General features: G+C 70.9%; 18 protein-coding genes. 7 read left to right on the top strand and 11 right to left on the bottom strand.

Going from position 1 to position 21,133, the window contains the following annotated elements; genetic code table 11:
- Positions 1–6: 6 nt before the first annotated feature.
- Positions 7–576, bottom strand: a complete 570-nt coding sequence (locus ACTMTJ_RS31130; RefSeq protein WP_441222196.1) for a TetR/AcrR family transcriptional regulator — start codon at positions 574–576, stop codon at positions 7–9.
- A gap of 86 nt (positions 577–662) precedes the next feature.
- Between ACTMTJ_RS31130 and ACTMTJ_RS31125 the strand changes: the two genes are divergently transcribed.
- The 3 genes from ACTMTJ_RS31125 to ACTMTJ_RS31115 are packed head-to-tail and all read left to right on the top strand — an operon-like array spanning position 663 to position 2,895.
- Complete coding sequence (locus ACTMTJ_RS31125) at positions 663–1,145, top strand: MarR family winged helix-turn-helix transcriptional regulator (RefSeq protein WP_441222195.1); 483 nt, start codon at positions 663–665, stop codon at positions 1,143–1,145.
- Positions 1,142–2,101 (top strand): ABC transporter ATP-binding protein, encoded by a 960-nt coding sequence (locus ACTMTJ_RS31120; RefSeq protein ID WP_441222194.1) that lies wholly within the window; start codon positions 1,142–1,144, stop codon positions 2,099–2,101. The genes ACTMTJ_RS31125 and ACTMTJ_RS31120 overlap by 4 nt, the downstream gene beginning before the upstream one ends.
- Entirely contained in the window at positions 2,098–2,895 is a 798-nt protein-coding gene (locus ACTMTJ_RS31115) for an ABC transporter permease (RefSeq protein ID WP_441222193.1), read from the top strand. Before ACTMTJ_RS31120 ends, ACTMTJ_RS31115 begins: the two co-directional genes overlap by 4 nt.
- Before the next feature lie 345 nt (positions 2,896–3,240).
- On the opposite strand, the gene thrS is transcribed toward ACTMTJ_RS31115, so the two are convergent.
- The 4 genes from thrS to ACTMTJ_RS31095 all read right to left on the bottom strand — a co-directional run bounded on the left by thrS (position 3,241) and on the right by ACTMTJ_RS31095 (position 8,048).
- A complete protein-coding gene (thrS, locus tag ACTMTJ_RS31110) occupies positions 3,241–4,458 on the bottom strand; it encodes a threonine--tRNA ligase (RefSeq protein ID WP_441222192.1) in 1,218 nt (405 codons plus the stop codon).
- Between the two features lie 127 nt (positions 4,459–4,585).
- Complete coding sequence (locus tag ACTMTJ_RS31105; protein WP_441222191.1) at positions 4,586–5,449, bottom strand: transglutaminase family protein; 864 nt, start codon at positions 5,447–5,449, stop codon at positions 4,586–4,588.
- On the bottom strand, positions 5,446–6,474 hold the full coding sequence (locus ACTMTJ_RS31100) for an alpha-E domain-containing protein (protein ID WP_441222190.1): 1,029 nt from the start codon (positions 6,472–6,474) through the stop codon (positions 5,446–5,448). The genes ACTMTJ_RS31105 and ACTMTJ_RS31100 overlap by 4 nt, the downstream gene beginning before the upstream one ends.
- A complete protein-coding gene (locus ACTMTJ_RS31095) occupies positions 6,468–8,048 on the bottom strand; it encodes a circularly permuted type 2 ATP-grasp protein (RefSeq protein WP_441222189.1) in 1,581 nt (526 codons plus the stop codon). The genes ACTMTJ_RS31100 and ACTMTJ_RS31095 overlap by 7 nt, the downstream gene beginning before the upstream one ends.
- Positions 8,049–8,346: 298 nt before the next feature.
- On the opposite strand from ACTMTJ_RS31095, the gene ACTMTJ_RS31090 reads away from it, so the two are divergent.
- Positions 8,347–8,967, top strand: coding sequence for a DedA family protein (locus ACTMTJ_RS31090; RefSeq protein ID WP_441222188.1), 621 nt, complete (start codon positions 8,347–8,349; stop codon positions 8,965–8,967).
- Positions 8,968–9,208: 241 nt separating this feature from the next.
- On the opposite strand, the gene ACTMTJ_RS31085 is transcribed toward ACTMTJ_RS31090, so the two are convergent.
- Positions 9,209–10,612 (bottom strand): NAD(P)H-quinone dehydrogenase, encoded by a 1,404-nt coding sequence (locus tag ACTMTJ_RS31085; protein WP_441222187.1) that lies wholly within the window; start codon positions 10,610–10,612, stop codon positions 9,209–9,211.
- A 72-nt stretch (positions 10,613–10,684) separates the two neighbouring features.
- Here ACTMTJ_RS31085 and ACTMTJ_RS31080 point away from each other — a divergent pair, with 72 nt between their 5' ends.
- Entirely contained in the window at positions 10,685–11,140 is a 456-nt protein-coding gene (locus ACTMTJ_RS31080; protein ID WP_441222186.1) for a gamma-glutamylcyclotransferase, read from the top strand.
- A 93-nt stretch (positions 11,141–11,233) separates the two neighbouring features.
- Here ACTMTJ_RS31080 and ACTMTJ_RS31075 read toward each other — a convergent pair whose 3' ends face one another.
- From ACTMTJ_RS31075 to ACTMTJ_RS31065, 3 genes are read right to left on the bottom strand one after another with little or no spacing between them, the layout of a single operon-like run.
- On the bottom strand, positions 11,234–12,001 hold the full coding sequence (locus ACTMTJ_RS31075; protein ID WP_441222185.1) for an SCO6745 family protein: 768 nt from the start codon (positions 11,999–12,001) through the stop codon (positions 11,234–11,236).
- Positions 11,998–12,858 carry a hypothetical protein gene (locus ACTMTJ_RS31070; protein WP_441222184.1) on the bottom strand — a complete coding sequence of 287 codons (861 nt, stop codon included), beginning with the start codon at positions 12,856–12,858 and terminating at the stop codon, positions 11,998–12,000. Before ACTMTJ_RS31070 ends, ACTMTJ_RS31075 begins: the two co-directional genes overlap by 4 nt.
- A complete protein-coding gene (locus ACTMTJ_RS31065; RefSeq protein ID WP_441222183.1) occupies positions 12,858–13,487 on the bottom strand; it encodes an MBL fold metallo-hydrolase in 630 nt (209 codons plus the stop codon). The genes ACTMTJ_RS31070 and ACTMTJ_RS31065 overlap by 1 nt, the downstream gene beginning before the upstream one ends.
- 322 nt (positions 13,488–13,809) lie before the next feature.
- Here ACTMTJ_RS31065 and ACTMTJ_RS31060 point away from each other — a divergent pair, with 322 nt between their 5' ends.
- A complete protein-coding gene (locus ACTMTJ_RS31060; protein ID WP_441222182.1) occupies positions 13,810–14,544 on the top strand; it encodes a DUF4349 domain-containing protein in 735 nt (244 codons plus the stop codon).
- A 1,205-nt stretch (positions 14,545–15,749) separates the two neighbouring features.
- Here the strand turns inward: ACTMTJ_RS31060 and ACTMTJ_RS31055 are convergent.
- Positions 15,750–17,015, bottom strand: coding sequence for an amidohydrolase (locus ACTMTJ_RS31055; RefSeq protein WP_441222180.1), 1,266 nt, complete (start codon positions 17,013–17,015; stop codon positions 15,750–15,752).
- Between the two features lie 418 nt (positions 17,016–17,433).
- Positions 17,434–19,002 carry an acyl-CoA mutase large subunit family protein gene (locus tag ACTMTJ_RS31050; protein ID WP_441222178.1) on the bottom strand — a complete coding sequence of 523 codons (1,569 nt, stop codon included), beginning with the start codon at positions 19,000–19,002 and terminating at the stop codon, positions 17,434–17,436.
- A gap of 182 nt (positions 19,003–19,184) precedes the next feature.
- Here ACTMTJ_RS31050 and ACTMTJ_RS31045 point away from each other — a divergent pair, with 182 nt between their 5' ends.
- Positions 19,185–21,116: a protein kinase domain-containing protein gene (locus ACTMTJ_RS31045; protein ID WP_441222176.1), complete on the top strand. Its 1,932-nt coding sequence runs from the start codon at positions 19,185–19,187 to the stop codon at positions 21,114–21,116.
- Positions 21,117–21,133: the final 17 nt, after the last annotated feature.

Genomic DNA, 21,133 nt, shown 5'->3' with positions numbered 1-21,133 from the left:
CGCGGGTCAGTCGAAAAGCCTGCGGATTACCGGTCGGGCGGCCTCGCCGGCATCGTCGCCGAGCGGGTCGCGAAGCGCGCCGGCCAGCCACAGCGTGGCGAAGCCGTGCACGATCGCCCAAGCCGCCAGCTCGGTCTCGCGGGCGTCCTCGGGCGACGGCGGCTCGTCCAGTGTGGACACGCCGGCGCTCAGGGCCGCCCCCGCCCGCTGCCCCGCGGCGACGACCTCGGGATCGTCGCGGTCGTAGAGGCTGGGCTGGAACATCACCTCGAAGTGCGCCCGGTTTTCGGTCGCGAAGCGCACGTACGCCACGCCGGACTCGAGCAGGCTGCCGGTCTGCTCGCGACTTTTGTCGAGCGCGTCGGCCAGCCGGTTGAAACCCTCGATGGCGAGCGCGGTGAGCAGCCCGGCCTTGTCGCCGAAGTGGTGTGCCGGCGCCGCGTGTGAGACGCCCGCCCGCCGGGCCAGGTCGCGCAGGCTGAGCGCGGCCGGGCCGGACTCGGCGATCGCGTCCGCCGCCGCCGCGAGCAGCGCGCGCCGCAGGTCGCCGTGGTGGTACGAGCGCTTCTCCGTCATCCCGCCACCTTAACTTGCCACCGACAAGTTAAGCCGGTGGCGAAAATACTTTGGCGCCTAATAATCAGGGGGCTAACATATCGCCCGTGGAACTCGTGACCCTGCACGACGTGCCGATCGGGCGGCTGCTGCTCCTCGCCGGGCAGCGCGTCTCCCAGCGGTGGAACAGGCTGCTCGCGGAGAGATACGGGCTCACCAACTCCGGGATGTCGGTGCTGCTGGCCCTGCACGGGCGCGGCGAGCTGAGCCACGGCGAGCTCGCGGTGCTCTGCTTCGTCAAGCCCCCCACGCTCACCGGCATCGTCGACACGCTGGAAAAGGCCGGCCTGGTCGAGCGGCGGCGCGACGGCACCGACCGGCGCGCGGTGCGGCTCGCGCTGACGCTGGACGGCGCCGTCGCGGCCCAGTCGCTGATCAGCATGATCCGCAATCCCAGGCCGCTCACGTCGATCGACGCCGACCCGGCAAAGGCGCAGGTGATCCGCGAGTTCCTGCTGGAAGTCATCGCCAACATGACCGACACGGAGGCAGCAGAAGTGCCCATCCTGCACGGGGAGGAGAGCTCATGACGCACGCGGTTGAGGTCCGCGACCTCGTCAAGCGATACCCGAAACGCGATGTGAACGCCGTCGACGGGCTGTCGTTCTCGGTGGAGCCCGGCGAGATCTTCGGCCTGCTCGGGCCCAACGGCGCCGGCAAGTCGACGACGATCGGTGTGCTCACCACCCGGGTCAAGGCCACGAGCGGCGAGGCGAGGGTGGCCGGCGTCGACGTGATCCGCGACGCGGTGGCGGCGCGCAAGCTCTTCGCGGTCGTACCACAGCAGACCAACCTCGACCGATCCCTCACGCCGCGGCAAAATCTCGCCTTCCACGCGGCGTACCACGGGATGGGCCGCGCCGAACGCAACGCGAAGGCCGCGGCCATGCTCGACGAATTCGGCCTGGCCGACCAGGCCGACGACAAGGTCGACTGGTATTCGGGCGGCATGGCCCAGCGCCTCATGATCGCGCGGGCGATGATGCACGAGCCGAAGGTGCTCTTCCTGGACGAGCCGACCACCGGCCTCGACCCGCAGTCCCGGCTGTTCATGTGGGAGCGGGTGCGCGACCTGCGATCCCGCGGCGTGACCGTGGTGCTCACCACCCACGACATGGACGAGGCGGCCGAGATGGCCGACCGGGTGGGCATCGTCGACCACGGCAAGCTGCTCGCGCTCGACACGCCCGCGGGGCTGACCCGCAGCCTCGCCGGGCACTCGGTGCTGGAGGTGTCCGTGACGCCGGGCGACGGCGACGACCCCGACAAGCTGGTCGCGGCACTCACCGACGTGCAGGGTGTCGAGCGCGGCGAAGCGGTGGCCAGCGGCCCGATCCGCCTCTACCTGACCACCGATCCCGCCACCGTCCTCGCGCCGGTCATCGCCGTCCTGAATGGACGGTCGGCGACCCTCACCAACGTCCACATGGGAGCGGCGAGCCTCGAGGACGTCTTCATCGAACTCACCGGAAGGGGCCTGCGATGACCACGCTGGACACCGAGGCGCGCCCTTCGGCCGCGAAGGCCTTCCGCGCCATCCTCTGGCGCGACGTCTTCGTGACCGGCAAGGAGTTCTGGGTGTTCCTCGCCCAGGTGGCGCTCCAGCCCCTGTTCATGCTGTTCGTCTTCGCCAAGGTGCTCAACGCCGGCGGATACGTCACCGACAGCTACGCCCACCTGCTGCTGCCCGGCATCGTGGCGCTGACCGCGTTTCTCACCGCGCTCCAGACCGTCTCGTTCCCCCTGATCATGGAGTTCAGCTTCACCCGGGAGATCGAAGACCGGCTGCTCGCGCCGCTGCCCACCTACCTCGTTGCGGTGGAAAAGCTGCTGCTCGCCATCATCCGCGCACTCGCCTCGGCGGTGGTGATGTTTCCGATCGGCGCGCTCGTACTCGGCTCGGCACCATGGCACTCCGACGGCGTACCGCTGCTGATCGCCAGCCTCGTGCTGGGCAGCTGGGTCGGTGCCGGCATCGGCCTCGCCCTGGGCACGATGGTGCCGCCCTCGAAGATCAGCGTCATCTTCGCGGTGATCCTCACGCCGCTGATGTTCACCGGCGCCACGCAGTATCCATGGCAGTCGCTGGACTCGATGCGATGGTTCCAGGTCGTGACCGCGTTGAACCCGCTGACCTACCTGTCCGAGGGCGTGCGGGCCGCGGTGGTCCCCGAGGTCCCGCACATCCCCGCCTGGATCTGCCTGCTGGTGCTCGTCGCGTCGGGAGCCATCTTCACGGCGATCGGGGTGCGTGGCTTCATGCGTCGCGCCATCAACTAAGGGTCGCCGGCTTGGGGGCATTTCAAATATTGGGCTACCGCGATGTCCGCTGTGGTCCGGACCGTCGCTCCCGCGGCCTCACCCGTCCGCTGTTGGTCGCGCTCGCCAGTTGCTGTCGAGCTGCCCCGTTCGTGCGCCCAGGCAGCGGCCGCGTGCGTGGTTGCGGTTGGTTCGGCGCCTCCGGCGGAGCCTCGGGCTTCGCACGCTGGCTGCGGCTTCGGGGGTTGACCGGGCCGCGAAACACAAGGACCCGGCGGATCGCCGGGCGGCGCCATGATCGTTTGCCCCCGGCGGGGGCAAACGATCTACCGCTGACGCGGACGCGGGCCAAGCGCAGACCCCCCTCTAAGGGGTGGCGGCCGCCGCGATCCGGGCCAGCGCCTCGGCCTCGGGCAGGACGGCTTGGTCGCCGCCCTCGCCGCGGGCGCGGAGTGACACCGCGCCGGCGGACGCCTCGCGCTCGCCGATGACCGCTACGTACGGCACCTTGCGGCGGGCGGCGTCGCGGATCCGGGCTCCCAGGGTGCCTTCCGCGGCCACTTCCGCGCGGAGGCCCGCGGCGATGGCGGCGTTGCGGAAGCGCGCGACCGGTACGTCGCCGACCGGCATGATCTCCACCTGTACCGGCGCGTACCAGATCGGGAACGCGCCTTCGTGCACCTCGATGAGGTACGCGAACAGCCGTTCCATGCTCCCCACCACGCTGCGGTGCACGATGACCGGGCGTCGCCGCGCCCCGTCGCGATCTACATAGGACAGCTCGAAGCGGGCCGCTTGGTGGAAGTCGAGCTGTACGGTCGACAGGGTCATCTCGCGGCCGCCCGCGTCGACCACCTGCACGTCGATTTTCGGGCCGTAGAACGCCGCCTCGTCCGCCGCCTCCACATAGGACACGTCCAGGTCCTTGAGCACGCCGCGGAGCAGATCCTCGGTGCGCTCCCACATCGGCGGGTTGTCGACGTACTTGTCACCCGCACCGTGCAGGGAAAGGCGGAAGCCGGCCGGCCGCACGCCGAGCGCGGCATGCGCTCGCTTGATCATCTCTAGGGCCGCGGCGACCTCCTCGCCGGCCTGTTCGAGCGGGCAGAAGTTGTGCCCGTCGTTGAGCCAGATCGAGCGGACCCGGCTCAGGCCGCCGAGCACTCCGGAGCGCTCGGCCCGGTACTGGCCACCCAGCTCGGCTATCCGAAGTGGAAGGTCGCGATAGGACCGTCCGCGCGAGCGGTAGACCAGCGCGTGGTGCGGGCAGAGCGCCGGCCGCAGCGCGAACTCGTCGTCCGCCGACATCCGCATGAGCGGAAACATGTCCTCGGCGAAGTGTGGCAGGTGTCCGGAAAGCTCGTACAGCTGCCGTTTGGCGATCGGCGGCGAGTACACGTGCTGGTAACCCGCACGCCGTTCCTCCTCGCGGATGTACTCCTCGACAGCGTGGCGTGCCGCGGCGCCGGCGGGCAGCCAGATCGGCAGGCCCGCGCCGGCCAGCGGGTCGGAGTGGAAGAGCTCCAGTTCGCGGCCGAGCTTGCGATGGTCGATCATTGTCGTCTCCTTTCGTGGGCGACCCACCGCGGAGACGAGAAAGGCCCCTGGGCGGTCTCGCCCGGGGCCTCAGGATTAGCGCATCACGAGGTCACGCCGGGACGTCCCGGCGTCGTCGTGACTACTGCGCTACGCATGCGGCCCAGGATAGCGGCTAGCGGAGCCTCGTGACAGTGACTTCCACACCCTGCCCGCTGTTTACCGGCCCGGAGTAGACACCCTTGAGCGGTGGCACGTCGCCGTACTCGCGGCCGCGCCCCACCACGACGTGTCGCTCGCCGATCGGGATGCCGTTGGTGGGGTCGAAGGCCGTCCACCGGCCGACCCACCACTCCACCCAGGCGTGGCTCTGGCCGACGACCGCCTCGCCGATGGCGGCGGCCGGCGAGGGGTGCAGGTAGCCGGAGACGTAGCGGGCCGGCATGCCCATGGCCTGCAACAGCCCCACGACAAGGTGGCTGATGTCTTGGCAGACGCCCTTGCGCTGCCGCCACGCCTGCACCGCGTCGGTCTGCACGCCGGTGGCGCCGGGCACGTACTCGACCTCTTCGCGCACCAGCGTGCAGGTGGCCAGCGCGGCGGCGTGCGGGTTGGGATGCTCGCCGCGCACCCGCTCGGCGAGCTTGGTCAGGTCTTCGTCGAGCGCCGTGCGCGGGGTCGGCAACAGCAGCTCGTGCCACCGGTCGACGGTCTCCGGCACGGCGAGCTCGGCCCAACTCGCCCCGCCGTCCGCCGGGATCAGGTCGCCGGCCGGGAGGGTCTCCACCGTCGCGGTCGCGGTCACCTGGAGCGTCTCGTGTGCCGCGTGCACGTCGAAGGCGGTGACCACCGTGCCCCAGTAGTCTTCGTAGCGGTAGGTGCGCGCCGGCGGCCACACCTCGACCCGCGCGTCGAGCACCGCCTGGCGGGCCTCGTTGCGCGGCGACATGCGGGCCTCGTTGTACGAGGCGGCCACCGTCCCCGCGTACGTGAAACCGGTCTTGTGCTGCACGCGCAGCCGCCAGCTCGACGCGCTCATGCCACCGCCCCCGACACCCAGAGCACCGCCGACGTCTGGCGGAAGTAGCGGCGTGACACCGCGTCGTTGACCTGCGAACAGGTGCGCTCAAGCGAGGCGAGCACCGAGCCGAGGTCGGCCATCAGCTCGTCGGCGCCGCGAAACTCCAGGTTGGTGCGGGCACGCCCGACGATCCGCTGCGCGTCGGTGGCGACCCCGGCGCGGCCGTGGTCGGGCTCCAGCTCGCTCAGGCACGCCTCGGCGCTGGAGAGCGCGGCGAAGACCGAGCGCGGGAAGAGGCGGTCGAGCAGCAAGAACTCGGCCGCGTGCCGGTCGGCGAGCGAGCCGCGGTAGGTACGCAGATAGGTCTCCCACGCCCCGCACGACCGGAGCAGCGTCAGCCACGAGGGGATGCTGCCACCGGCCCGCACGTGGGTGGAGAGCAGCCGCGCGGTCATGTCGACGCGCTCCACGCTCCGGCCCAGCACCAGGAAGAGCCACCCCTCGTCGCGGCTCATCGTCGCGTCGGTCAGGCCGGCGAGCACGGAACACCGCTCGCGCACCCACCGGAAGAACGCGTGCACGCCCTGCTGCTCGACCCTCCGCCGGGCGTCGGGCAGGCCGTGCCAGGTCGCGTTGAGCGTCTCCCACATCTCCGAGGAGACGGTCTCGCGCGCGCCGCGGGCGTTTTCCCGGGCGGCGGCCAGCGCGCCGACGACCGAGCTGGGGTTGTGCTCGTCGAGCCCCAGCAGGCCCACCACCCGGGCCGCGGAGACCTGCGCCTCGATCGGAGCTCCACCTGCTTGGGCGCCACTGGCCCCGGCAACGTCCGTCCTCGTCGCTCCGCTCGTCGGACCGGACGTTGCCGGCGCATCCACAGTGGCGACGCCCATGACACCCAGCAGCGAACGGCACGCTGTCTGCTCGTCGACCCACGGGTCGGCCAGCATCCGGTGCAGGTGTACGTCGAGGATGCGGGCGGTGTCTTCGGCGCGCTCGACGTAGCGGCCGATCCAGTAGAGCGACTCGGCGATGCGGCTCAGCACGAGGCGTCCCGGGTGGACTGTTGCTGTTGCTGCTGCTGCACCGCCACCGGACCGGCCCCCGGGCCTGGATCGGGGCTGCGCGGGCTGGGCACGACCACCACCGGCTCCGCCTCCACCGCCTCGGGCTCGACCGGGCTCGCCGCCCCGGTCAGCACCCACGTGTCTTTGGAACCGCCGCCCTGGCTGGAGTTGACCACCAGGGCGCCCTCGGGCAGCGCCACCCGGGTCAGCCCGCCGGGCAGCACCCACACCTTCTCGCCGTCGTTGACCGCGAACGGCCGCAGGTCGACGTGGCGGGCGCGCAACCTGTTGCCCACCAGCGTCGGCACCATCGACAGGGCCACCTCGCGCTGCGCGATCCACCCGCGCGGGTCCTGCTCGATGAGCGAGCGCACCGCGGCCAGCTGCTCGTCGGTGGCCTGCGAGCCGATCACGATGCCCGCGCCGCCGGAGCCGTCGACCGGCTTGAGCACCAGCTCGTCGAGGCGGTCGAGCACGTGCGCGCGGACGTCCGGGTCGTCGTCGAGCCGGTATGTCTCCACATTGGGCAGGATCGGCTCTTCGTCGAGGTAGTAGCGGATGAGGTCGGGCACGTACGTATACAGCAGCTTGTCGTCGGCCACCCCGTTGCCCACCGCGTTGGCGATCGTGACCCGGCCGGCGCGGGCGGCGTTGAGCAGGCCCGCGCATCCGATCACCGAGTCGGCCCGAAAGTGCACAGGGTCGAGGAACTCGTCGTCGATCCGCCGGTAGATGACGTCGACCCGCTGCTCGCCGGCCGTCGTGCGCATGGCCACCTCGTTGCCGACGCAGACCAGGTCGCGCCCCTCGACAAGCTCGACGCCCATCTCGCGGGCCAGCAACGCGTGCTCGAAATAGGCCGAATTGTGCACGCCGGGCGTCAGGACCACCACCGTGGGCTCGCTGACCCCGACCGGCGCGGCCGCGCGCAGGGCCCGCAAGAGCTGACCGGGGTACGACTCGACGGGCTGGATCCGGGTCGCGGCGAACACCTCGGGCAGCACGTGCGCCATCGCCCGCCGGTTTTCCATCACGTAGCTGACCCCGGAGGGCACCCGCACGTTGTCTTCCAGCACCCGGAACGTGCCCTGCTCGTCGCGGATCAGGTCGACACCGGCGACGTGGATACGCACGCCGTTGTGCGGGTTGATCCCGGCCGCCTCGCGGTGGAAGTGTGCGCTGGTGACCACGATCCGCCGGGGCACGACGCCGTCGGCGAGCACCTGACACGCGCCGTACACGTCGTCGAGAAAGGCCTCCAGCGCCCGGATCCGCTGCGCCACACCAACCTCGACCGTGCGCCACTCCTCGGCGGCGATGATCCGCGGCACGATATCGAGCGGAAAGGGGCGCTCCACCCCTTTGAGGGCGAAAGTGATGCCCTGATCGAGGAACGCCCGCGCCAGCACCTCCGCACGGATGCCCAGCTCGGCGCTGGACAGCGGCTGGAGGGTGGCATGCAAGGCCTCGTACGTGGAGCGGGGCATGCCTGGCTCGCCGAACATCTCGTCCCACCCCGGGCCGAGGCGGTAATCCTCGAACAAGTCCGCCATGGCCTGACGCTACGCCGATCTCGTTGCGCCCGGGTAACAGGATCTTACGAGGACCCATCCATGCAGGTCACGCCGTGTTCCTTGGGCCGGTCCGGCGGCACGGGACCTGCCGCCGGACCGATGAGCGCGGCACGCCAGGAACGGGGGACCCGGCGGGGGCTCTGCGCTCATCCGCAACGGTACGCCTACCGGACGCCGGTATCCGGTAAGCCGAGCTGAGATCTCGCTGAGAGCAAATCGCGCCCGGGACGGGCATGCCGGAAACTATCCTGGCGCGGGGGCGCGTAGGGAGGTGGCCGTGGCAGACCTGCTCACCAGCGTCGCCTCGCCCCTGACCGCCTATTTACTGCTGATGGCGCTGCTGGCCATGGACGCCTTCATCCCGGTTGTGCCCACCCAGGCCCTGATGATCACGGGCGGCGCCCTGACCGTCTACGGCGACCTCAGCCTCCCGGTCACGATCGGCGTCGGCGCGCTCGGCGTCTTCGGCGGCGACCTGGTCTGCTACCTGCTGGGCCGCTCGGCCCGCCAGGTGGACGCGACCCGCGCGGTGCCGGCCCGCGGCCGAGCCCGCAAGGCCGTCATCCGCTTCACCCGGGGCCTGCGCCGCCCAGGGCCGATGGTGATCCTGCTGTGCCGCTTCGTGCCCGGCGGGCGGATGGCCGCCTGCTTCCAGGCCGGGCGCGTGCGCTACCCCGCCCGCCTGTTCCTGATCTACGAGGGCGCGGCGGCGCTGCTCTGGGCGACATACGGGGGCGTGGTCGGCCACCTCGGCGGCACCGCGCTCACCCAGTCGGCCTGGCGACTCGTCGCGGTCGCCGCCCTCGCGGCGGGGGTCTTCGCCGCCGCCGGCTGGATCCTCGCCCTGAGCCGCCCCGCACCCACCCCCACCGAGCAGCCAGACCCCGCCAAGGCCTAGTCCGCGCGCCAAGCCCACCGGCCCTGCCCCAAGAGGGCAGCCCTGTCACCGTCTGGGCGGGTACACGGGACCCCTGCCGGGAATTCACGCCCAAGAGGGCTGCCCTCTTGGGGGTGGGTGGGGTGGGCTTGGCGCGCGGACATGGCAGCGGAGGTCGGGGATCTCGGCTCGCCCCGCGAGCCGCCGACCGCCGCGGTCTCCGGCGGGAGCGGCGGCCGCAACCCACGCGGACCCGGGCAAATCAATCGATCTCGTGGAGCATGAGCTGCCGCCCGGCTTCCGCGATCGAGCCGGACAGTGACGGGTAGATGGTGATCGTGTGGGCCAGCTGGTCGACGGTGAGGCGGTTTTCCACCGCCAGCGTGATCGGCAGGATCAGCTCGCTGGCCTTGGGCGCGACCACCACGCCGCCGACCACCTGGCCGGTCGCCGGCCGGCAGAAGAGCTTGACGAAGCCGTCGCGAAGGTCCTGCATCTTGGCGCGGGCGTTGCCGGACAGCGGCAGCATCACCGAGCGGGCCGGCACCTTGCCGGAGTCGACCTCGCCCTGGGAGACGCCGACCGACGCGAGCTCGGGGTCGGTGAAGACGTTGGCGGAGACGGTGCGCAGCCGCAGCGGCTGGACGGCCTCGCCGAGCGCGTGCCACATCGCGATGCGTCCCTGCATCGCGGCGACGCTGGCCAGTGGCAGCACGCCGGTGCAGTCGCCGGCCGCGTAGATGCCGGGCACGTTGGTGCGGGAGACGCGGTCGACCGTGAGGTAGCCGCCCTTGGCCACGGTCACGCCGTAGTCGGCGAGGCCCAGCTCGGCGGTGTTGGGCACCGAGCCGACGGCCATCAGGGCGTGCGAGCCGGCGACCACCCGGCCGTCGGCGAGCTCTACGCGCACGCCGTCGCCGTCGCGGCGGACCGCGTTGGCGCGGGAGTTGCCGAGCACGCTCATGCCGCGTGAGCGGAAGACCTCCTCGATCACCGCGGCGGCGTCGGCGTCTTCGTGGGGCATGACCCGGTCGCGGCTGGAGACGAGCGTGACCTTGACGCCCATGGCCAGGTAGGCGCTGGCGAACTCGGCGCCGGTCACGCCGGAGCCGATCACGATGAGGTGGTCGGGCAGCTCGGGCAGGTCGTACACCTGGCGCCAGGTCAGGATCCGCTCGCCGTCGGGCACCGCGTCGGGCAGCACGCGCGGGGTGGCGCCGGTCGCGACGAGCACGGTGGAGGCGTCGACCGAATACTCCGAGTCACGGCCGTCCGGCGTGATCCTCACCTGGTGGGTGTGACCGAGCGTGTCGTCACCGAGACGCGCCCGACCGTGTACGAAGGTGACGCCCGCCTTGATCAGCTTGGCGTGGATGTCGCCGGACTGGGCCAGGGCGAGCCGCTTGACCCGCGAGTGCACCGCCTCGGCGTCGACCGTCACCGCCTCCAGGCCATCCGAGTGGACGCCGAACTCATCCGTGTCGCGGTAGCCGGTCACCACGTCTGAGCTGGCAATAAAGGTCTTCGATGGCACGCAGTCGGACAGGACGCACGCCCCGCCCGCCCCATCGGCCTCGACGACGGTGACATCGGCGTCGAGCTGGGCGGCGACGAGTGCGGCCTCGTACCCCGCCGGTCCGCCCCCGATGATCACGATGCGACTCATTTTCCCCCCAGAAGGATCCGACACGCTCTGTCGTATTCTCCCCCACCGGTCCGCCGGGCTATCGTCATCGCCGTGCGTCATTACGCCGCGTATGGCTCAAACCTCGATCCCGCACGGATGCGTGCTTACTGTCCGCATTCGCCCATGGTGGGCACCGGCTGGCTGGAAGGCTGGCGCCTCACCTTCGCCGGCGAGGGGGTGCTGGGTTGGGAAGGAGCCGTCACCACGATTGTCGAGTCACCGGGTGATCGGGTCTTCGTCGCGCTCTACGACGTGCACCCCTGGGACGCGTCCCAGCTCGACGAGGTCGAGGGCGTCGTGGCGGGGACATACCGCAAGCTGACCGTCCGAGTGGTCACCCTGGACGGTGAGATGACCGCGTGGGTCTACGTCTTCGACGGGTACGAGGGCGGCATGCCGACGGCGTGGTACCTCTCCGAGATCGCCAACGCGGCGGAGAAGGCGGGCGCGCCCGACGACTACGTGGCCGAGCTGCGCAGCCGCCCCACGAACACCGCGTCCCCCTAGTGCGGTGGCCACAAACCTTCACCGGGTGAGCGGCCGCCTTCGGCCGCGGCTCACCCGGGCCGGCGAAGCCGGCCAACGTTTGTGGCCACCGCACTAGGCCTGGCCGTTGGGTGGCGTGGGCGGCTCGTCGCGAAACAGGCGGAGCGCGCTGTCGAGCAGGCCCACCAGCTCGACCCGCTCGGCCGACTCCAGCACCGAAAACGCGTCCGCGGTGATCCGGTCGGTGACCGCCTCCGCCCACATGCGACGGCGCACGAGCGGGCCGATCGGCGGGTAGGGCGGCTGCCAGCCGAAGGCCACCGCGCCCGCCTCGCCATCCGGCCCGGCGATGATCGCCTCAAGTGGAGTGAGCCCGCTCGCCCGCACCGCGAGCAGGTGGCCGCCGCCCCGAAACTCCCGCAGGAGGTGGAGGAGGACGGCCGCGCGCGCCCCGGGTGCGTCTTCGGGCACGGGCATCGCGCGCCATGCCGCGAACAGGGGCATCCCAGCGGGGTCGGCGGACACCACGATGCGCTGGACCAGCTCTACGATGCGCCCCACGCGCGGGAAGCCCTCCAGGTGCTCGATGCCCCACCGGCAGCACTCGGCCAGCCGCTTGGCGGCCACCTCCATGGGCGGCACGACCCGGCGGGCGGCCTCCCACCCGTCGACCACCGCGTCGGGCGCGATGAAGCCGAGCGCCGCGGCCACGGTGTCGGTGCGCACGTCGCCCAGCGCACCGCCCCGTCCGGCGACGTAGAACGCCCAGCCGGACAGGCCCATCATGCGGGCGCGCCGCAGCGTACGCGGGTCTTCGCTGAATGCCCCACCCAGCTCCAGGACGCCCGCCTTCGCGGCGGCTGCGGCCTGTTCGGGGGTCACTCGCCAGATTGTGCCCTTCCGATGCGGTCCGGGTCGAGAGCCTCCAGTGCGCCCTCCACGTCGCCGGTGTGCCGCCGGGCCGTCGCCACCGCCCGCTCGGCCGCCTTGCGGGCCAGCTTGCGGCGGCTCAGCTCCTCTTCGGCGGCGGCGCGACGGCGCTCCACTTCGGCCAGTTCGGCCTCGATGTCGGCCAGGTCGTCGACGCCCCGCTGCTCGGCCTTGACGGCCCGCTCCAGGTCGGACTCGGCCTTTTTCTGCGCGGTGCGGGCGGCGGCCAGCTCCCTCTCAAGTGGACCGGTCTGGTCTTCGGCGCGCTGGGCCGGCCGCTCCGGCGCCACCGCCTCCTCTCCCGCCGTCACCAGCCGCAGCTGTGGTCGCGGCACCTCGCCGAAACCCGCGTACGCGGCGGCGCGCACCAGCCGGCCGGAGCGCACTTGGGTGGCGACGTCCTCATCGGACAGCGCGGCCGTGAGGGTGTTTTCCACCTCGCCCAGCGGCAGCTTGGCCCGGGACAGCGCCGGATCCGCTTTGAGGGCGAGCTTGCGGGCCTCGTTGACGAGGCTGGTGACCGCCTGCCGCCGCTGCGCCGACAGCTCACGCAGCTGCGGACCCTTGAGGTCGCGCTGGGCGGCGCGGAGCGCGCGGGACAGCTCGACGAGCTCACCCATCAGGTCGGGCCGCTGGATCGCGAGCAGGTTGACGATCCAGGCGGCGACGGTGGGCTTGCGCAGCTTGGCGATCTCGCGCGCGGCATCGAGGTCGCCCGCCTCCTTGGCCGCCGCCACCGCCTCGTCCCGGGCGGCGACGAAGCCCTCCGGAGGTGCGCTGTACAGGCGCTCGCCGACGTCGCCGCGCATCAGTTGATCGTAGTCCCGGGCGGCAGCCAAGCGTAGTCCGTGCCGGAGAGGCGCCCCAGGTGCGTGTTGACGATCTTCAGGCCGCGCTCGTTGAGGACGCCGTCGTGCAGCGCGTACGCCCGGCGGGGTCGCACCGCGCGGGCGAACTCGATCGCCTCGGCCAGCTTGAGCCAGGGCGCGGACACCGGCACGAACAGCGTGCCGACCTCGGCACCGAACGGCGGGTCGAACGAGTCACCCGGGTGGTAGATCTCACCCTCGACGAGGTAGCCGAGGTTGGATACGCGCGGGATCTCCGGGTGGTTGACCGCGTGCAGCCCGCCCCACGCGCTCACCTCGAAGCCGGCCGCCTGAAACGAGTCGCCCGACTCCACAGTGGTCACGGCGGCGCCCAGCCGGTCCAGAGTGGACGCGGTGCCCGCGTGCGCGTAGACCCGGAGGGACGGGTTCTTCTCGCACGCCTCGGCCACCGCCTCCACGTCGACGTGGTCGGGGTGCTCGTGCGTGACCAGCACGGCGTCCGCCCCGTCGAGCGGCTCCCGCCCGCTGAACTCGCCGGGGTCGATGACCAGGACCGCACCGTCGCGCTCGATCCGTACGCAGGAGTGACCGTACTTCGTCAACCGCATCGTGACCTCCTCGTCCTCCAACCGTGACTACCCGCAAGGCAGTCTGCCGGAACCGGCGGACGGTCGGGGCTCGTCCCAGGAAACACCAGTGGCAGACACGGATCCGTCAGGGGGCAGATAGATGTCGCACAGGAAGAAGTTGTGGAGGGTCGCGCTCGCGGCCGGCGTGGTGGCTTTCGTCGCGGCAGGCTGTGGCGGTGAGGGTGGCTCGGATTCGGCCAGTTCGTCCGTCGACGAGGCGGCTCCGGCACCCGCCCAAGGGGCGGATGCGGCTCCGAATGCGGCGGAGAAGCCGGGCGCGGATGCCGACGCGGGCGCTCCGGTGAAGTACCGCCTGGACGACCGGGCGATCATCTACACCGGCTCGATCACGGTGCGGGTGAAGGACGTGGGCGCCGCCGCCGCGCAGGCCACGTCGATCGCCACCGGCTCGGGCGGCTTCGTCGGCGGCGACAAACGGTCGAGCAACGACTCGTACGCCGAGGCCACGATCGTGCTGCGGGTGCCGGCCCCCAAGTTCGGCGCGGTGGTCGACCAGCTCGCCAAGCTCGGCGACCAGCAGCAACGCGACATCACCACCGAAGACGTCACCGAGGAGGCGCTCGATCTGGACGCCCGGATCAGCAGCCAGCGAGCCCGGGTGGACAGCGGCCGGCGGCTGCTCGCACAGGCCAAGTCGCTCAGCGACCTCGTGATGCTGGAGGGCGAGCTGGCCAAGCGGGAGGCCGACCTTGCCTCGCTGGAGGCCAAGAAGCGCCGGATGGACGACCTCACCGCCCTCTCCACGATCACCGTGACGCTGCTGGCCCCACAGGCCGAGGTCGTCACGGAAGACGACGACGAGATCGGCTTCATGACCGGCCTCAAGGCCGGCTGGACCGGCCTGGTGGGAGCGCTGGTCCTGCTGCTGACGATCGTGGGCCTGCTGCTCCCCTGGCTGATCGTGATCGTCCCGGTCGTGCTGGGGACGGTGTGGCTCGCCCGGCGCCACCACCGCCAGCGGCTCCGCGCGATGCCCGCTCCACAAACACCAGCACCGACGCCGCCATCTCCCTAGCCCGCCGACCGAGGGAGCCGGCCAAGCCGCCGGCTCCCGGGCCGTGAAGCCATTTCAAACACTTGAGCGTGGCCACGTGAGTACTGCTCCCCGTTGGTGACGCAACGTCAAAGACGTTGGGATGGCGGTTCTAGAGACCTTTCGGAGTCAGGGTCCCGCCCGGCCTGGCGTTACTTCCAGGGCAGAATTTTCCCACGCCCGCGTCAGCCGCGGACCGTATGCTCCCGCGGGCACCGCTCCCGGCCGGCGGCTCGCGGGCGAGCCGACATCCCCGGCCGTCCACTGCCGGGTCCGCGGGACAAGCCCGGAGGATCTTCGCGGGCGGTGCAGACCCCTACCCTCCGCCGCGCTGACGCACCGTAGCCAGCCCGAGGGCCGGGACTTCGAGATCTAGCGGACTTAGGGCTGAAATAACGCCCAAACTCTCCTGGATCTCAACTGCGCGCTGTTCGCATACCCCCGTGGCCGTTACTGTCCGCGACGAAGTTCCGCTGTCCGCCCTCGCCGTTAAGAGCAGCGGTCCGGACCACGACGAACATCGCGGTAGCCCAAATCTTCGTCCTAACAGAAATCCATAGCCAGGTCCCCCGACTCCGAAAGATCTCTAAAGACCTTCGGCGTCGGGGTGCCTCGCCCTTCGTGAGATGGATGGAGACATATTTGCCCACATCCGCGTCACCTGTAGGCCGTTTGCTCCAGCGGGCACCGCTCCCGGTCGGCGGCTCGTAGCCCGAGCCGAATCCCCCGGCCTTCCACTGCCGGACCCGCGATGCAAGCCCCGGGCAAGACCATGATCGGCAGCGGTTACCACCGGGCCCGCCAGATCTTGGTACGGATTGGCCCCTCCGGGGGCGCATGCGTACCAAGATCTGGCCGTTCGTGACCAGCGGCGGACGGTGCGGCGGCGGGAGCAGCGGTCCGGACCACGACGGACGCCGTGGTAGCCCGAATCTCCTTATCGCACCAACGCTTTGAGATCACAGCGACGGATCTCCTTGGCCAGACGTGATGGGACCGCGATTCCGGTTTGCGTGAAGGGGCTAACCGGGACCAACAGCGAATGGGTGAGGCCGCGGGAGCAACGGCATCGACCACAGCGGACATCGCGGTAGCCCAATTGATCTTCGGCCCCGCGCACAGACAGCCCGCTCGCACAGACAGGCCGCGCCCGCGGAGAGCGGGCGCGGCCTAGGGTGTGATTTGGGTCAGAGCATCGGGGTCGACAGGGCGGCCAGGGCCGTGTGCACCATCACCCGCACGCCGTAGCCGATGCAGCGCTCGTCGACGTCGAAGCCCGACTGGTGGATGTCGAGCGGGGCGTCGGCGCCCGGGATGCCGGTGCCGAGCCGGATCATCGCGCCCGGGACCTGCTCCACATAGAAGGCGAAATCTTCGCCGCCCATGCTGATCTCGGCCTCGACCACCCGGTCGGGACCGAGCGCCGCGCCGGCCGCGCCCGCGATGATCGCGGAGGCCATGCGGTCGTTGATCACCGGCGGGACGCCGCGGGTGTAGATGACCTCGGCGTTCGCGCCGGTGCCGGCGATCACGTCCTGGACGAGCTTTTTGATCAGCTCGGGCGCCTCGCGCCAGGCCTCGCGGTTGAGCACCCGCACGGTGCCCTTGAGGCTGCCCTCGGACGGGATCGCGTTGTATGCCTCGCCGGCGTGCACGCGGCCCCAGACCATGGAGACGCCGGCGCGCGGGTCGACCCGGCGGTCGAGCAGCGACGGCACGTCGACGATCACGCGGCCGAGTGCGTGCACGAGGTCGGCGGTCAGGTGCGGGCGGGCGGTGTGGCCGCCGCGGCCGCTCAGCCGGACCTCGACCGTGTCGGCCGCCGCGGTGAACGGGCCGGAACGCACCCCCACGAGCCCGGTGGGCAGCTGGGGCGCGCAGTGCAGGGCGTAGATGCCCGCCACGTCTTTGAGGCCGCCAGCGGCGATCACGTCGGGCGCGCCGGACGGGATCTGCTCCTCGGCCGGCTGGAAGAGCAGCCGCACGCGGCCGGGCAGCTCGCCGCGCTCGGCGAGCTGGGCCAGCGCGAGGCCGACGCCCAGCAGGATCGTCGTGTGCACATCGTGACCACACGCGTGCGCCACGTTATCCACAGTGGACCGGTACGGAACGTCCTTTGTGTCCATCAGCGGAAGCGCGTCGAGGTCAGCGCGGAGCGCGATCGCCCGGTCACCCTCGCCGATGTCGCAGATCACGCCGTTGCCCTTGGGCAGGAAGCGCGGTGAGAGCCCCGCCACAGCGAGCTCGCGGGCGACCAGCGCGGCGGTCTCGAACTCCTGGTTGGAAAGCTCCGGATGGGCGTGAATGTGACGTCGTACGGCTACCAGCTCGGCGCCCCGGGAGGCGAGCCATCGGTCTAGCTGGCCTGGCAGCGGGTCGGCCCCGGGTGGTGTCTCGGGCCACGACGATGCCAGCGGGCTGCCACTCGAGGACAGCGTCAACGCACTCGTCACGTCGAATTCTCGATCACTGTGGATGGGATAGGACTCGGACAGCCTAGACCCAGAACGGTGACGCTGCGCAACATCGTTCTGGTAGCGGTGGGCTCGCGGAGCGTTACGTAAGCCCAGGTAGGAGCGTTCGGCAAGCTGCGGAACACGGTTTGTGTCGCCTTCTAACGACCCCAAGTGTCCCACACCTCCTACAACGCGTGACGGTCTCGTCGGTCACGTCGGCCAGTTCGCAAACCAGTAAATCCACTCAAATTTGCCCGCCTGGGCGGGCGCGCCACCCACGCGGACGAACGCGATCGGCGGATGGCCAACAGTGGCACGCCGGCGCCCCACCGCCCGCACATCCCGTCCGTCAATCACGGATACCCCGTGAGTACGGCTCACATTCACGGATCGTTCGGCAATCCCGCCGAAAAGATCAAAATCGATCCGACGGGCGGTAGACGCCCCAGACCTCACGAAGTGCTCCGCTGACTTCTCCCACGGTGGCACGCGCGCGCAACGCCTCACGCATCGGATAAAGCACGTTTTCGGTGCCCTTCGCCGCGGCTCGCAGGTCCTCCAGCGCCCGCTCGACCGTGCCGGTGTCGCGCGAACGGCGCAGCTCGGCCAGCCGTGCCGCCTGCGCCTTTTCGATCGTCGGGTCGACCCGCAGCGGCTCGTACGGCTCCTCTTCGTCGAGCGCGAACCTGTTGACGCCAACGACGATCCGCTCGCCCGCGTCGATTTCCCGCGCCACCTTGTACGCCGAGGTCTCGATCTCCCGCTTTTGGAAGCCGGTCTCGATCGCGTCGACCGAGGAGCCGTGCGCGAACACGCGGTCCATCAGCTCCACCACCGCCGTCTCGATTTCGGCGGTCATCGCTTCGACCACATAGGACCCCGCGAACGGATCCACTGTGGACGTCAGGTCGGTCTCGTACGCCAGCACCTGTTGCGTGCGCAGCGCGAGGCGGGCCGCCTTTTCGGTCGGAAGCGCGATCGCTTCGTCGAAACTGTTGGTGTGCAACGACTGCGTGCCACCGAGCACCGCGGCGAGGCCCTGCACCGCGACCCGTACCAGGTTGACCTCGGGCTGCTGCGCGGTCAGCTGCACGCCCGCGGTCTGGGTGTGGAAGCGGAGCATCCACGACTTCGGGTCGCGCGCGCCGAAGTCGTCGCGCATGAGCCGCGCCCAGATCCGCCGGGCGGCGCGAAACTTCGCCACTTCCTCCAGCAGTGTGGTGCGGGCCACGAAGAAGAACGACAGGCGCGGCGCGAAGTGGTCGACGTCGAGGCCGGCGGCGAGGGCGGTGCGCACGTACTCGACGCCGTTGGCGAGCGTGAAGGCGATCTCCTGCACGGGCGTCGCGCCCGCCTCGGCCATGTGGTAGCCGGAGATCGAGATCGTGTTCCACCGCGGCACCTCCGCGCGGCAGTACGCGAACGTGTCGGCGACAAGACGCAGCGAGGGCTTCGGCGGGAAGATGTACGTCCCGCGGGCGATGTACTCCTTCAGGATGTCGTTTTGGATCGTGCCGTTGAGCGCGGGGCCGGGCACGCCCTGCTCCTCGGCCACCAGCTGGTAGAGCAGGAGCAGCAGCGAGGCGGGCGCGTTGATCGTCATCGACGTGGAGACCTTGTCGAGCGGGATCCCGTCGAAGAGCAGCCGCATGTCGTCGAGCGAGTCGATGGCCACGCCGACCTTGCCGACCTCGCCGTGCACCATCGGGTCGTCCGAGTCGTAGCCCATCTGCGTGGGCAGGTCGAACGCGACGGAGAGGCCGGTCGTGCCGGCGGCGAGCAGTTGGTGGTAGCGCGCGTTGGATTCGGCGGCCGTGCCGAATCCGGCGTACTGTCGCATGGTCCACGGCCGGGAGGTGTACATCGTCCCGTAGACGCCGCGGGTGTACGGGTACTCACCCGGCACACCCAGGCGCGACGCGAGCTGATCCGGAAGGTCGCTCTCGTCGTATACGGGTTTGATGGGAAAGCCCGACTCGCTCATTAACGGATCCTAAGGCGACACGGCTCGACGTCGCGTGAGGGATACCACACAAGTTGTACGCTAGGCCGTCAACCAACCACAACCAGTGAACCCGGGCCCCGCGACTTTTCTCCGGGCGAGCTACCCCGCAAGATAGGGGGGTTGGTTCCCCGGCCCCTCGATCCCCCTCGGTGGCATAACCAGTGACTCAGATTCCGACGTGGAGTGGCGGACAAGTCAGCCCCACCAACGGACGCGCGGCACCAGGCACCACCATCGGCGGTCGATACGCGCTGCGTGCGGCCGTGGGGCACGGCGGCATGGGCACCGTCTGGCGCGCCGCCGACACCCTGCTTCGGCGAGACGTGGCGGTCAAGGAGGTCATCCTTCCCCCGGGGATGGCGCCCAGCGACCGCGACGCGATGTACGAGCGGACGCTGCGCGAGGCCCGCGCCGCCGCCGCGCTCCAGCACCCGGCCGTCGTGCAGGTCTACGACGTGGTCCACGAGTCCGGGCGGCCGTGGATCGTGATGGAGCTGCTCGACGCGCGCAGCCTCGCCGACATGATCATCGAGGACGGGCCGGTCGCGCCGCGCGCGGTCGCCAAGATCGGCATCGCGCTGCTCGGCGCGCTGGAGGTCGCGCACGCGATCGGCGTGCTGCACCGCGACGTCAAGCCGGCCAACGTGCTGATCTGCACCGACGGCCGCTGCGTGCTCACCGACTTCGGCGTCGCCCGGATGCCCACCGACGTGCAGCTCACCACGCCGGGCATGGTGCTCGGCTCGCCACACTTCATCTCGCCCGAGCGGGCGATGGGGCAAGACTTCGGGCCGCCCAGTGACCTCTTCTCGCTCGGTGTGACGCTTTACACGGCGGTGGAGGGCCGGCCCCCGTTCGACAAGGGTGACCCGATCGAGACCATGCACGCCGTGGTCGAAGACCCGCCCGCCCCGCCGAGCCGGGCCGGCGCGCTCACCCAGGTGCTCTTCGGCCTGCTGGAGAAGGACCCGTCCCGGCGCTACGACGTGATGCTCTCCCGCAACATGCTCCGCGAGCTGCTCGCCGGCCCGCTGGCCAGCAAGGCGCCGGCGCACATGATGACCGACCCGTACGCGGTGGTGCCCGCCCAGCGCTCCGGCTGGCAGCCACCGGCGCCGGCGCCCGCGCCGCAGCCGAGCGGGCAGATCGGCGGGCGGGCGATGCTCCAGCCCGGCGAGTCGCTCACCGACCGGCTCCGCGAGCTGCAAAAGGGTGGAGCCGCGCCGCAGTCGCCCGCGCCGGTCGGCGCGCCTCGCTACGACGAGCCCACCGGCGTCGCGCCCCGCTACGACGAGTCCACGAGCGCCGCACCGACCGCGCCGATCCCGCCGCACGCACAGGTCCAGTCCGCCGCGCGGTACGACGCGCCCACCGGCGCCCAGCCCGCCTGGGAGCGGCCCGGCTGGGGCCCGCCCGGTGCCAAGCCGGCCGGCCGGGGCGCGGCGCTTGTCGAGACCGCCCGCCGCACCGGCGCGCAGCTGGTCACGACCGTCAAGGGCTGGCCGCGCAACGTGCAGATCGCCGCCGCGGCCGGCGTCGCGGCCGTGGTGCTGCTCGGCAGCATCGTGCTGCTCAGCGGCGGTGGCGGTGACGGCGACAACACGCCGGCCCAGGCGGGCAACGTCTCGTCGGAGCCGGTGGCGCCGTCGTTCGAGACCCAGCAGCACGCCGAGCGCGGCGTAAGCCTCAACGTGCCCAAGGGGTGGAAGAAGACCGGCGGCAGCGGCGTCTTCTTCGACTACACCGACCCGGCCGACAAGGGACGCCGGGTGCGCATCCTGGTGGAAAACTCCAAGGCCGAGCCGGTGCGGTTCCTACAGAGCGCCGGTAACCGGCTCCGCGACAACGTGTCGAAAAACTGCGCGCGGCCCTACGCCGAGCTGGGCCTCACCGAGGTCGAGGTCGCCGGCAAGCCGGCCGCCGAGCTGGAGTACACCTGCGGCTCCGGCGGCGACATGCGGCACGGGGTCTGGCGCGCGGTCGTCGAGGGCGGCAAGGCCTACTCGTTCTACCTGACGGCGCCCGAGAGCAAGTTCGCCGACAGCAAGCAGATCTTCGACGAGATGGTGCGGACCTTCCAGCTCACCGCGTGAGCCGGTCGCGCGGTCTT

This window comes from Phytohabitans sp. LJ34, assembly GCF_052068095.1.
In the GTDB taxonomy this organism is placed as follows: Bacteria; Actinomycetota; Actinomycetes; order Mycobacteriales; family Micromonosporaceae; genus Phytohabitans.
Note: the sequence above shows the minus strand (reverse complement) of the source record. Positions and strands in the feature narration are given on the sequence as shown.